We start from the raw sequence: 13518 nt of genomic DNA, 5'->3' as shown, positions 1-13518 counted from the left end.
CATGAATAATGTCCATTACACCTTGATTTAACTTGACGGTTAGATGTGTTTTGATAATAAAGGCTAATTCTTATCTTAAATCTCAGTATACAGGCGGACACCTAAAGCACCTTGGCCGCAAGGTAAAGGGTTGGTGTCGACTTAAGAGTGACTTGCGAGTATGGTATTAGCTTGTGACAGTCGGGGGCATAATCCCCTACACTAATTGGCGTGAAAATGGTCTGGCACTTAGCGCATAGGTTTTTAGCCTGACTTAAGTGACTGATCATCTCAATGTTCAGTCAGTGTTTATAACATCAGTACCGGTAACAAACGTATATAAATGAAGCGCCGTATTCATATTTGCTATTACCTGATAGCTTTTGAAAAAATGAATACAAACATGAGCGCTGGATAATAAAGACATCTGCACTGCTCATATACTGACTTTTAAAGCAGTATGTTGGCAGTGTTATTACTCGTTTTACTAACAATAACTGACTATGACCTTTAATTTTAAAGCTTTTAATTTTAAAACGTAGCTTTCGTTATATAGCAAGGAGTTTCAAATGGTATACCAAGGAAATCGCATTACGGTGACAATGCTAGAGGATGGCATCGCCAACATGCAATACAACGCCGAAAATGAGAGCGTGAACAAGTTTGATGCTGAAACCAATAAGCAATTTGCTGAAGTTGTGACAGCGCTAGAAAAAGCGGATGACGTGAAAGGCTTAATCGTCACCTCAAGCAAAGGCGTGTTTATCGCTGGGGCGGACATAACAGAATTCGTCGGTTCATTTAAGAATCCAGAAAACGAAATCAAAGATTGGGTCGTTAATATCAATGACGCTTTCAACCGCTTTGAAGACCTGCCATTTCCAAAAGTAGCGGCCATCAATGGCGCCGCGCTTGGCGGTGGTTGTGAGATGACTTTGGTTTGTGAATACCGTGTCATGAGCGACAAAGCCATTATCGGTCTACCAGAAACCCAATTGGGTATCTTCCCAGGTTTTGGTGGTACGGTGCGTAGTACGCGTGTGATTGGTATCGACAATGCGCTTGAATTGATCGCCACTGGTACGCCAAAAAAACCACTTGATGCGCTAAAATTAGGCCTAGTCGATGCGACTGTTCCTGCCGATGACTTGCAAGATGCCGCCATTGACCTAGTCAAAAAATGTATCTCAGGTGAGCTTGATTGGCAAGCGAAGCGTGAAGAGAAGCTGAATCCTGTAAAGCTAAACCAGCTTGAGCAAGCGATGGCGTTTAACAGTGCCAAAGGTATGATCTTTGCCAAAGCCAATCCTAAGCAGTACCCAGCGCCAGCAATCGCTATCGAAACCATTGAAAAACACGTCAATTTGCCACGTGATAAAGCAATCGAAGTCGAAGCGGCTGGTTTTGCCAAAGCGGCGAAAACCCCACAAGCGGAAAGCTTGGTCGGTCTGTTCTTAAACGATCAATTGGTTAAAAAACTTGCCAAGCAGCACAGCAAAAAAGCACACGAAATTACTGAAGCAGCCGTACTAGGCGCCGGTATCATGGGCGGCGGTATCGCGTATCAGGCAGCGAGCAAAGGCTTGCCAATCATCATGAAAGATATCAAGTCTGAGCAATTAGACCTTGGTATGGGCGAAGCCAGCAAGCTACTTGGTAAAATGGTCGAACGCAAAAAGATGACCCCAGCAAAAATGGGTGAAACCTTAAGCCGTATCCGTCCAACTTTGAACTATGGTGATTTTGCAGAGACTGATATCGTTATCGAAGCAGTCGTAGAAAATCCAAACGTTAAGCGTGCGGTACTTAAAGAAGTTGAAGGTTTGGTTAAAGACGATTGTATCCTAGCGTCAAACACCTCGACGATTTCTATTACTTATTTAGCAGAAGCACTTGAGCGTCCAGAAAACTTCGTCGGTATGCATTTCTTTAACCCAGTACATCGTATGCCACTCGTCGAAGTTATCCGCGGTGAAAAATCATCAGAAGAAGCGATTGCAACTACAGTTGCGCTAGCGTCTAAAATGGGCAAAGTGCCGGTTGTCGTCAATGACTGCCCAGGTTTCTTGGTCAACCGTGTGTTGTTTCCATACTTTGGTGCTTTTGACTTGCTGCTTAAGCAAGGTGCGGATTTTGCTCATGTCGATAAAGTCATGGAAAAATTCGGCTGGCCAATGGGTCCTGCTTATCTAATCGACGTGGTTGGTTTAGATACGGGCGTACACGGCGCAGAAGTGATGGCAGAAGGTTTCCCTGACCGCATGAAGCCTGATTATAAAGGCGCGATTGAGCATTTATATGAAAACAATCGTTTAGGTCAGAAAAACGGCGTTGGTTTCTATAAGTATGAGACTGACAAACGCGGTAAGCCAAAGAAAGTGGCGGATGAAGCGACTTATGAGCTACTAAAAACCACAACGGATAGCGATAAGCAAACCTTCGATGATCAAACCATCATCGACCGCACTATGCTGGCGTTCTGTAATGAAACCGTACGTTGCCTAGAAGACAACATCGTCAGCACACCATCTGAAGCCGATATGGCGATGATTATGGGCGTTGGTTTCCCGCCGTTCCGTGGTGGCCCTTGCCGTTATATCGACCAAATGGGTCTAGATAACTATTTGGCGCTATGCGAAAAATATGCGCACCTTGGTAAAGCCTATGAAGCGCCGCAAAAGATTCGCGATATGGCAGCCGCAGGCGAGACTTTTTACGCCACTGCGTAATGGTCGGTCATTACTAGGATGAAGTGCTGTACCCATGCTTGATAAGGTTGTTGATGGTTTATTTATTATCAATAATCTTTTACATCAAATATGACGAGCATTAAGGTATTGCCACTGACAATAAAAATTGAAAAGGAAGATAGTATGACAACTTTAAGTCCAAAAGACGTGGTCATCGTAGATGGCGTACGCTCAGCAATGGGTAAATCTAAAAACGGTATGTTCCGCCACGTTCGCGCTGATAGCATTTCTGCTGAATTGGTCCTTGCCTTAGTTGAGCGTAACGACTTTGACCCACGTGATGTTGAAGACATCATCTGGGGCTGTGTGAACCAGACTTTAGAGCAAGGTTTAAACATCGGTCGTAATATCGGTCTGCTGGCTGGTATTCCAAAGACTGCTGGCGGCCAAACTGTTAACCGTCTATGTGGTTCATCTATGCAGGCGCTACACACTGCTGCCGCGCAAATCATGACCAACCAAGGTGAAGTTTTCATCATCGGTGGTGTAGAGCACATGGGTCACGTTGGCATGATGCATGGCGTTGATCTCAACCCTGAAGCTTCAAAGCACTATGCAAAAGCGTCAAACATGATGGGCTTGACCGCTGAAATGCTGGGCCGTATGAATAACGTCACTCGTGAAGAGCAAGACGCCTTTGGTCTTGAGTCGCATCGCCGTGCATGGGCTGCCACCACAGAAGGTCGTTTTGACAATGAAATCATCGGTATCGAAGGTCATGATGCCGCCGGTCGTTTGCAACTATGTACTGTTGACGAAGTGATTCGCCCAGATGCGACGATGGAGCAAATGCAAAAGCTACGTCCAGCCTTTGATCCAAAAGGCGGTACGGTCACTGCGGCAACTTCATCAGCTCTATCTGACGGTGCGTCAGCGATGCTGGTCATGAGCGCGCAAAAAGCCAAAGATTTGGGTCTAAAACCACGTGCGCGTATTCGCAGCATGGCAGTTGCTGGTTGTGATGCGGCTATCATGGGTTATGGTCCAGTTCCTGCGACCCAAAAAGCCCTAAAACGCGCTGGCATGAGCATCGATGATATGCAAACCATCGAGCTTAACGAAGCGTTTGCAGCTCAAGCACTATCGGTACTGAAAGCCTTGAACTTGACCGACAAGCAAGACATCATCAACGTCAATGGTGGCGCAATTGCCCTAGGTCATCCACTCGGTTGTTCTGGTGCTCGTATCACAGTTACTTTGCTAAACGCTATGGAGCAAATGGATACTGAAATCGGACTTGCCACTATGTGTATCGGTCTAGGTCAAGGTATCGCGACTGTAATTGAGCGTGTTTAAGCGTTTTAATAAATCTTTTTAGTTTTATATCTTTAAAAAAACCCCTAGTCATGAAGACTAGGGATTTTTGTGTTGGTCAATTAAAAACTGGTTTTATAATATCCTGTTCATAATTGTTAATAAGATTTATCTTCATTGACCCGCTTAGCAAACTATGACTAAATAAGAATAAGAACAATAACGAAAACACCCATGATAAATCTAACATAGCCTTTAATAATAAGGTCAGTCGTACAAGGAGTGTACTATGTCTACCATGATTACCGATCGCACTTATCGTATCGCCCGCGAAAATACCCAAGCGATGATTATCGATATTCAAGAACGCTTGACGCCACATATCTATGACCACGAAAATATCGTCAAAAAAACCGTCACTCTGATTAAGGGTTTGCAAGCGCTCGATATTCCTATCATGCTCAATGAGCAGTATAAAAAGGGACTTGGCGATACCTTGCCTGAAATACGCGATGTATTAGAAAGTGACAATGCCAAAAGCTTTGAGAAAGTGACGTTTAGCGCCTGCGATAACGATGATTCGTGGCATTATTTAGCCCAGCAAAATCGTAGTATCGTTTTATTGTTTGGGGTAGAGGCGCATGTTTGCGTGATGCAAACAGCGCTTGATTTACTCGATAATGGTATGCAGCCCGTGATTATTGGTGATGCGGTCGGCTCACGCTTTCCTTATGATAAAAAGCAAGCGATTCGCCGTATTCGCCGCGCTGGTGGGGTCATTAGCACGGTAGAATCCATTCTGTTTGAATTATGCCGCAGCAGTAAAGACCCAGCGTTTAAAACCATTAGTAATTTGATTAAGTAGCCTAATTAAGCATCATGCTTAAGCAAATTTAATTATTAAAAATAGTTTCTTAATAACTCTCAAAAATAAAATAGCGCTCAATACTATCGGCGCTATTTTTTTATCGAAAAATTATATTGAAGCAAGTTGTTTACGGTTTTTATAACGGCTATCAATGCCGCAGTGCTTAAATATTTACTATAATATCTGCCTTTGCGTGAAAAGACAGCACTCAAATTTATCAGTTATTTAGAGAGAATCATGACGTTACCCTATTCTAATGGTGTCAACCATACACCGTTGACCGACCCTGCGACTGCTGCAAATATTGATATTGACGATGTAACGCATTTTTTATTAGAGTTGGATGCGCTAAAACGCGTCAATCGGCGCAGTTATGTGACGAAAACAAATCGGTTGGAGAATTCTGCCGAGCACTCTTGGCATTTGGCGATGGCTTGTTGGTCAATTGCTGAACAGTTTGAGATTGATGTTAATCATGAAAAATTGCTGAAGATGGCATTAATACATGACTTGGGTGAAGTTGATGCCGGTGATACATTTTTATTTGCCAATAGTAGAGCTGACGCTCACGCTGGAGAGCGCGAGGGCATCGCTCGATTACGAGCTGAGCGCGGCAATGGTATCAAAAACTTAAGTGAGATTTGGGAAGCGCAAGAAACTGGCAGGAGCAAAGAGGCTGAGCTGCTGAGAGTGATTGATCGAATTTTGCCATTTTTGTTAAATTTAAATACGGGCGGGAAAACATGGAGTGATCATGAGGTGACACGCTCGCAAGTGACTGGCGTCATAAGGTTTATTAAAGACAGCTTTCCGAGTATTCATCAATGGCTATTGGAACAGGTTGAGTATGCGACCGAGCAAGGCTGGCTGATTGATAGATAAGTGGTTAAAAGTTTTTTTTGCCTGTCAGCTGTTTACAAATTACTCATTATCTTCCTGCACTAGAGCCTTTATATTAGGGACAATCACGCAAAGAGACGGTCACATGAAAATAGCTGGTACTTATAAAACATTCGCGAAATCACTGGTTTTTCTTGGCGTACTAAGTTTGGCGCAATTGGCGCAGGCGACCGAGTCTGTTGGTAAGGGCGATAAATTGGCCTATGATGCCAAAAAACAGATAGGTGTGACCACTAGCTATGACCCTACCTATCGTCAGCTGGATTTTCCGCGTGGCGATGTACCGATAGAAACCGGCGTTTGTACCGATGTTGTCGTACGGGCATACCGTCTGCAAAATATCGATTTACAGCAGTTGGTCAATCAAGATATGAAGTCCAATTGGTCGGCCTATCCAAAGACGTGGGGACTAAAATCAACCGATAAAAATATCGATCACCGCCGTGTGCCGAATCTTGAGGTGTTTTTTAGCCGTTATGGTCAAACATTATCTACCACTGATAAATCTAGCTTTCAAGCCGGTGATATAGTGACGTGGCGGCTGCCAAACGGCAATTTACCGCATATGGGCATCGTTTCTAATAAAGTCGCCGCTGATGGCTCGCCGTTGATTATTCATAATATCGGACGCGGAACGCAAGAAGAAAACATCTTATTTGCGTATCCTATTCACAAGCACTTTCGGTATTAGATTGAATACGTCTAATAAAAAACCTAGCTAAGCTGAGTGGCTTAACTAGGCTGATACGTAGAGGTTTTTATAGCCTTCATACAACTGCTATTTATTCGCAACACCCAATAGCTGTCCCATTTTTACCATACTGTTGGCTTGTAAGCTGTCTTGCCAATCGGCTTTTGCGCCTTTTGGTAGAACGACAATCGCCGTTGAACCTAAATAAAAGCGTCCAAGCTCATCGCCTATGGCAAAGCTCATATTGTGAACCATTTCTTGGATATCCTCAGTGCGGCTGATTTTACCCGTCGCGACGGTTTCGATACCAGCGACAATCATAGCGCCAACCATCACCACCGCTGCTTTACCGTACTCTGTGTCAAATAAACAGACCAAACGCTCATTACGGGCAAATAAATCCGGCACGTTTGCCGCCGTGACATTATTGACAGAAAATAGGGTACCCGGTATATAACGGGTCTTGGTCAAGGTACCCGCAAATGGCATGTGCACGCGGTGATAGTTACTCGGCGCGAGATATACGGTGGCAAAGCTACCATCAGCAAAATAACTGCCATCTTCGCTATCAGCGAGTAGTTGACCGATGTCATAATGACGACCTTTGGCTTGCAGTAATTTATGGTCGCGGATTTGCCCTAACTGCGAGATAATGCCATCGGCAGGGCTAACAATTCCATTTGCGCGGCTATCGATGAGACGCGCGTCGTCTTTTAGCTCACGGGTAAAAAAGTCATTAAAGCTCTCATAAGCATTGAAACTTTGGCGCTCGTATTCATCTAAGCTGACATTGTAAGCTTTGGCAAAGCTGCGGATAAACGCACGTTTGACGTAAGGATGGCGGCTGGCGGCCAGACGTCCAGCGACTTTACTCAGCTGCTGCTGCGGTACAAATTGTTGAAGGGTGGCAAATAAATTCATAATGAGGTTACCAAAACAGGGTTCGATGTAATTATTAATAGGCAAGTTGATGGCGGTATTTTATCATGGTCAGGGTATGATTGTATGACCATAAACTGTAAGCGATTTATAAATAAGGAAGGCTGTAAATGAGAGCACTGATACAAAGGGTGCAGCGCGCCAGCGTCACTGTCGATGCGCACTGCGTTGGTGCGATTGAGCATGGAGTCTTGGCTTATATTGGCTTGGGTCATGAGGATAACTTGCAAAGTGCGCAGCGTATGATTGATAAAATCCTCACTTATCGCATTTTTGAGAATGACGATGAGCCTGCTAAGTTTGGTAAATTGGATAAAAATGTCCAGCAGGTAGGCGGCGGTTTATTACTGGTGTCACAATTTACCTTAATGGCAAAAACCGATAAAGGTCGCCGTCCTGACTTTGGCGGCGCGATGGCACCCGATGCTGCAGAGGTATTGTTCGAGCAACTAATTACTTATGCCAAAACCCAACATCCCCTTGTAGCAACTGGTGAGTTTGGCGCTGATATGCAAGTGGCAAGTATCAATGATGGGCCGTTAAATTTTATATTGGAAGTTTAAGGTCTTATTTTTAAAGGGGTCAGGTTTTAAAGGCCAAAAACTCAAACGCTAGCTTTCAGGCTTTTGCAAAAGTGGATAAGGGTTGACCGCGCTGCCATTGATATAAATCCCATAATGGACGTGCGGCGGCGTGCCTTTGGCATTCCCACTGTCGCCGACGTAACCGATGATATCGCCAGCATTGACCCAGTCGTTCGGGCTGATATCGGCATAATCCTCTAAATGGGCATAATAATGTCCGGCGCCGCCCGGGCCAATGATGACCACCACGCGCCCGCCTAAGCTGTTTTCGCCAACTTTGCTGACGATACCTTGCGTCGTTGCTTGTATCGGCGTACCTCGTTTGGCAAATATATCGATGCCTTCGTGAGAGCGACCTTGGCTACGCGCCGCGCCCCATGTATCCGTTAAGTGTTGTTCGGGCAGTGGGCTAGGTAAGCTATTTTCTGTCGGTAATGCTTGTTGTAATAAACTGAGCTGTTGCCATTTTACCAGTACAAACGACTGAGTTTGCTTGCTGATACTCGGTAAGAGCTTGTCAAAGACAAATAACAGCATCAGTAACACCGTCGCCTTGATGAATACACTTAGTACACGGCGTAAAAGGTTTGGTTTTTTACTTGGGCTTGGCTGCGGATTATTGCCATCTGCTAGCATTGATATCTCTTTTTTAAATTAACGCTCATAGATAGTATAAGAGCTATCACCGCTATTTTTTGTATACCATTGTTATCTTTAGCTTTTATCCCCATAAATACATTGTTGTTTTTAAAAATCACCTATTTTTTAGGTATATATAGAAAACTGATATTGCTACCTATTTTCAAATAATGATGGCCAAATCTTTATGACCGACACTGCGCTGATTATCGATACCGAAACCGACCAAGGTCGTGATCCGCGTCCGATTCAAGTGGCGACTATTAATGTGGCGACAGGATTTGAGTGGATGAAATACTTTAATAGTGGGCGCCCGATATCACCCGTGGTCATTAGAATTCATGGTATTACCGATGATGATGTCGCCGGTCTTGAGCGCTTTGAGTTGGATGCGTTTGAGTTGCCGCAGTATTTGATTGGCCATAATGTGCGCTTTGATTGGCGGGTGATTGGTAGTCCGACTACTAAGCTGATATGTACGGTGCGGCTGGCGCGCGTGGCCTTTCCAGAATGGAGCGCCTATGGGCAGTCGAAATGTATCGAGCAATTATTAGGTAAAGGCGAGGCAGGTAAAATGACGATTGCTGCTCATGATGCGCTGGGCGATGCGCGCATGTGTTATCTGCTATATCAGGCCTGCTGCGAGCGCCTAGAGATTGCGCCGACAGATTTTGCAGCAGCGCACGCTATCGCCAATAAAGCCAATCCACTGAGCAAAATGCCCTTTGGCAAACATAAGGGTACGTTGATTAAAGACGTGCCAATTAGCTACGTAAAATGGATGCTAGGCAACATTCATAATATGCAGCCGTCGCTGTATTCTGCGTTGACCAAGCGTGTGCAAGCAGAACAAGCAGCAAAAATCACGCAAGACTAAATACAGTTGCGCTTGAATGGCATGCGCTTGAATAGCTGCACTAAACAAAGCTTATTACTGCTTGGCTAGCCAATCGATTGCCATTTGCCAAAGCTGCGGGGCTTTAGCATTGGTTTTGCTACTAAAATAGCGCATATGACCGATACTATTTAAGCCAAATTCTTCGGGGTCAAAATAGCGTTTTTCGACTGGCATTTTGCTAAATACGCGAATCATATCGTCCATATTGTTGCTATTGGCAATCTCATCATCGCTAAAGCCGAGCCACAACGCAGGCATATCAATCTCATCGTAAAAATGGGTGTGAATACTTTTGCCAAACGCGGTTTTAATATAGCCTGCGCCATTGCACCACTCGCGCCATTGACGAGCGACGCCACGTGGTAGTGGCTCGCCCATGCCGATTTTATCCGCTGGCGTATAGCCTAGCGTTAAGTTGGTGAGCGGAATAAAGACGTCCATAAAACCCATCGCTTTGAGCTTGTAAGGCATGTCCATATTTTTGATTTGCCCTGATGAACAAGCAACATTAAATACTGAAGTAAGCGCCTTATAATTTGGCATCAAACCTATCAGCTGACCGCCGGCGCTATGTCCAATCAAATGATAAGTGGCATCGGCAAATTCGTCTTGTAAGGCATCAAGGACGGCTGGCATGTCATGACGACCCCAACTGATTAAAGAAGCATCACATTTCGTCAAATCAGACGATAGCGATTCACCGATACCTTCATTATCAAAGGTTATGACCCCAAAGCCGCTTGCTGCTAAATAAGTGGCAAAATTATGATAAAACTGGCGTTTGATACCAGTAGCCGGCGCGATCATGACTGCGGCTTTTACTTCGTCTCTAGGGCGATAAACGGTCGCTGCCAATGCTCGATTGCGCTCAGTCATGATGCTTAGGGCATAAATATCTGTTTGATTGTGCAGATTTTCCATGGTTTAACCTTCATGTATTTTTGTCATTTTTATGAGTAAGAGTTTTCTTATAAGTAAAGACTTTGGGTAAATAAAAACGCTTGCTAGGCGCACAGCGTTTAAAAACCAGCGTTTAATAATCAATATTAAGCGTGCAGTCATTGAGCCGTGATTGGTTGCTTACTTTATAGCTTAGCTAGGTGATCACCGCATGATGACTTTGCAGTAACACTGCTTATGGTAAAATAAATCTTAGTGAGGAAGGCAGGCAAAAATGACTTCTAAGTTCTATGAGCAAGCTCGACGTTGTATATTTTGAGCAATTAACCTACATCAAAAAAACAACATCTATAACTAATCATGTTTTAATAGTTAAGTATTTAATAAGAACAATGTATATAAAATTAAGGAAACTCTATGCAAATGAAAATTAACAATGACACTTATGAAGTCATTACCAGTCAAGACATTACCAATATTGAAAAAGCCGTGGATAAATCAGCGCTCACCATGCCACTGGTAGCGGTTTATTGTGGCTCGCGTTTGGGCAATAATGACGTTTATGAGCAGGCGGCGCGTGAGCTTGGCAGTGCGCTTGCTGATAATGGCATGGGTTTGGTCTATGGCGGAGCGAGCATCGGGCTGATGGGCGCAGTCGCTGATGAGGTCATCCGAGGTGGCGCACAAGCGGTCGGCGTGATTCCAACCTTTATGCTCAAGCATGAAATTGCTCATGAGCAGCTGACGCGCCTGCATTTGACCGATACCATGCATACCCGTAAAACGGTGATGGCAGAGTACGCCGATGCCTTTATTACGTTGCCGGGCGGGCTTGGGACGCTAGAGGAAATTATGGAAATTGCCACCTGGCGTCAGCTATATCAGCATGAAAAACCGATGATTATTCTTAATATCAATGGTTTTTATGACTGTATGATTGAACATTTACAATACACCGCTGAGCAAGGCTTTATGAAGCAACAAGACCTTGAGCGTTTGGTCGTTTGTAATACCATTGGCGAAGCGATTGACATGCTAAAGACCGTCGTAAAAATAGATGACGCCGTTGATACTGAGAAAATGGCGGGAAACTAGCAGCGGTTATCTTTATCAATAACTTTAAATAAAAAAGAGAGCAAGGCTAACATTAAGCCTTGCTCTCTTTTTTGCTTTGATTTTATTAACATTTAAATCATTTTAACTCGTTTCACAAATACCATGATTTACGCCCGCCATTGCCATTGGAAAGCCGCGTTCTTGCGCTAAATAACGCGCAATTTTATCAATCGCCACGCTATCATTTTGCGCTAAATACGCCCATTCATGCGCATAACGCTGATGGTTTTCTGGCGCTTCATCAGCAACCAAACCAAGCGTCGTCAATTCAACAACGATTTGATCGGCAGCAATCAGCGTCGATGAGGCTTTGACGTTTTCTGCCCGCGCATAGCGAATATTAGAGTATAAGCTCACATCGGCAACGCGCAGCGTATCGTCTTGCCCAGGTATTTGCTGCCCGCCATAGAGCGCATTGCCAACTGTTCGCGCGCTATGAAAGGTCGGGACGAATTCAGCCACGTAATCAATCGCTTGCTGGCTGCGTGCTTGTAATGGCGCTTTATCCCAGCCGTCTTCGATATAGTGCAAATATTGCGACGGTAATTTCGGTTGGGCGCTATTTTTGTTAGAAGCAACCAAACCATCATCAAATAGGGTAATAAATTTACTCATGCCATGTATCTGAAAATAACCATCAGGGTAGGGCGTTAGCTGCGCCATGCCTTCCGGTGTGCCGCGCTCACCGTAAACGATAATTTCTGGTATTTGCCCGCCAGTATCGCCCCAATGAGTGATATAAGACGATTTAAACTCGACCATACGCGTGACTTTGACACCGACCATATCATCGATAATGCCGGTACGAAAACCACAAGCGTTGATTAAATAATCAACTTCGATAGAATCGGTTTTGGCTTCAGTATCAGTATCAGAGCTCGCTGCTTGCTGATAATCAATACGCCATTTGGTCACATGATGGTCAGCATTTGAGCAGTTTTCACAATCGACTGGCATCACTTGCTTTACCTGCGTATCGGTAAAGACATGCGCGTGCTCATAGCCTTCTAAAGCCAATTGTGCAGACGCTGCCAAACGGAAGATATTCCAGCCGTATTCTTGTACGACAATCAGCGGAAATTTGACCTTGTTTAAATCCAAATACTTAGCAACTGGTATCATCCATTCATCAACCGTGCGCGGCACCGCGACTTGCTCGCGCTCAGATAAGGCAATCAGTTGCTCATGGCTGTAGAGCTGATAGTAGTTTTCAGGTTCGCCAAGCACTTTATTATTACCATCTTCGGCGATAAGCTCACGATAAGCGTCAGTCAAGATATCTAAGCGTGGCAATAAATCCTCAGGCAAACCTTCATCGCGCGTCGGCACCGCAAATACCGTCGGGCGTACATCAATGGTATAAGGATAAAGGCGCAAAATATCTATGCATTGTTTGAGCAGGGCAACGCAATCTTCATCAGGTATTTCACGATATAGGTTGCCACCGGCATGCAAATGACACATCGGCGGCCCGTCAATTAGCGAGGTATTTTTTTCAAATAAATACGTTTCAAGGCCCAATGCCGCAAGGCGAATCGCGATGGTTGCACCCGCTGTACCGCCACCGAGAATACCAACCCGTTTGCTAGCAGGCACTTGATTGTTCATAACAGAATGAGTCATTGTCGTTGTTATATCCTTAGTCGCATTCCTATCTTCAATTAGTAGGAATGGCTCGGCGTCTTTGTGAAGTAATTCGTTGCTAAGTTTCTTCTCTTAAGTTTTCTATATTCGCCGCGCTTATATGTTAAATAACATGTTTTTCTAATGCGTGTTTTTTCATGCAAGGCTACCGATATGCGTACAGCGAACCCTAAGTTCAACAGTCATTTTAAACCGCTATAGTCATATTTCTTATTGTGTAGTAGTTCTTAATTTAGATGGATTATTCTACGAAAAAATTACTCAAATTAGCATGGCAAAAACGTAAGTAGATTCATAAGTTTTGTCAAAGGATGGCAAACAAGGAGCGACTAAAACACAGCTTTATAAAAGCATTT

The 13518-nt window shown here is 44.3% G+C and carries 12 protein-coding genes; 8 read left to right on the top strand and 4 right to left on the bottom strand.

The features are described from left to right. Positions 1–548: 548 nt before the first annotated feature. The 5 genes from fadB to B3R91_RS02475 all read left to right on the top strand — a co-directional run bounded on the left by fadB (position 549) and on the right by B3R91_RS02475 (position 6442). A complete protein-coding gene (gene fadB, locus B3R91_RS02495) occupies positions 549–2708 on the top strand; it encodes a fatty acid oxidation complex subunit alpha FadB (RefSeq protein ID WP_144297792.1) in 2160 nt (719 codons plus the stop codon). A gap of 144 nt (positions 2709–2852) precedes the next feature. Continuing rightward, positions 2853–4025: an acetyl-CoA C-acyltransferase FadA gene (gene fadA, locus B3R91_RS02490; RefSeq protein WP_286796375.1), complete on the top strand. Its 1173-nt coding sequence runs from the start codon at positions 2853–2855 to the stop codon at positions 4023–4025. 247 nt (positions 4026–4272) lie between these two features. After that, complete coding sequence (locus B3R91_RS02485; protein WP_286796374.1) at positions 4273–4848, top strand: isochorismatase family protein; 576 nt, start codon at positions 4273–4275, stop codon at positions 4846–4848. 240 nt (positions 4849–5088) lie between these two features. Next, positions 5089–5733, top strand: coding sequence for an HD domain-containing protein (locus tag B3R91_RS02480; RefSeq protein WP_191691968.1), 645 nt, complete (start codon positions 5089–5091; stop codon positions 5731–5733). A gap of 103 nt (positions 5734–5836) precedes the next feature. Further along, positions 5837–6442, top strand: a complete 606-nt coding sequence (locus B3R91_RS02475) for a DUF1287 domain-containing protein (protein ID WP_286796373.1) — start codon at positions 5837–5839, stop codon at positions 6440–6442. Positions 6443–6529: 87 nt separating this feature from the next. On the opposite strand, the gene asd is transcribed toward B3R91_RS02475, so the two are convergent. After that, positions 6530–7363, bottom strand: a complete 834-nt coding sequence (asd, locus tag B3R91_RS02470) for an archaetidylserine decarboxylase (protein ID WP_286796372.1) — start codon at positions 7361–7363, stop codon at positions 6530–6532. Positions 7364–7491: 128 nt separating this feature from the next. On the opposite strand from asd, the gene dtd reads away from it, so the two are divergent. Next, entirely contained in the window at positions 7492–7944 is a 453-nt protein-coding gene (gene dtd, locus B3R91_RS02465) for a D-aminoacyl-tRNA deacylase (RefSeq protein WP_286796371.1), read from the top strand. A gap of 48 nt (positions 7945–7992) precedes the next feature. Here dtd and B3R91_RS02460 read toward each other — a convergent pair whose 3' ends face one another. Then, a complete protein-coding gene (locus B3R91_RS02460; protein ID WP_286796370.1) occupies positions 7993–8601 on the bottom strand; it encodes a M23 family metallopeptidase in 609 nt (202 codons plus the stop codon). A 190-nt stretch (positions 8602–8791) separates the two neighbouring features. Here B3R91_RS02460 and B3R91_RS02455 point away from each other — a divergent pair, with 190 nt between their 5' ends. After that, positions 8792–9481, top strand: coding sequence for a putative quorum-sensing-regulated virulence factor (locus B3R91_RS02455; protein ID WP_286796369.1), 690 nt, complete (start codon positions 8792–8794; stop codon positions 9479–9481). Between the two features lie 54 nt (positions 9482–9535). Here the strand turns inward: B3R91_RS02455 and B3R91_RS02450 are convergent, their stop codons facing one another. Further along, positions 9536–10423 (bottom strand): alpha/beta fold hydrolase, encoded by an 888-nt coding sequence (locus tag B3R91_RS02450; RefSeq protein ID WP_286796368.1) that lies wholly within the window; start codon positions 10421–10423, stop codon positions 9536–9538. A gap of 396 nt (positions 10424–10819) precedes the next feature. On the opposite strand from B3R91_RS02450, the gene B3R91_RS02445 reads away from it, so the two are divergent. Next, the gene (locus B3R91_RS02445; RefSeq protein WP_144297782.1) at positions 10820–11497 is read left to right on the top strand and encodes a TIGR00730 family Rossman fold protein; all 678 of its coding nucleotides are present in this window, start codon (positions 10820–10822) and stop codon (positions 11495–11497) included. Between the two features lie 102 nt (positions 11498–11599). Here B3R91_RS02445 and B3R91_RS02440 read toward each other — a convergent pair whose 3' ends face one another. Further along, positions 11600–13141 (bottom strand): FAD-dependent oxidoreductase, encoded by a 1542-nt coding sequence (locus B3R91_RS02440; protein ID WP_286796367.1) that lies wholly within the window; start codon positions 13139–13141, stop codon positions 11600–11602. Positions 13142–13518: the final 377 nt, after the last annotated feature.

Source organism: Psychrobacter sp. UBA6291 (genome assembly GCF_002439405.1).
Lineage (GTDB): Bacteria > Pseudomonadota > Gammaproteobacteria > Pseudomonadales > Moraxellaceae > Psychrobacter > Psychrobacter faecalis.
This window is presented reverse-complemented; position numbering and strand designations above follow the sequence as displayed.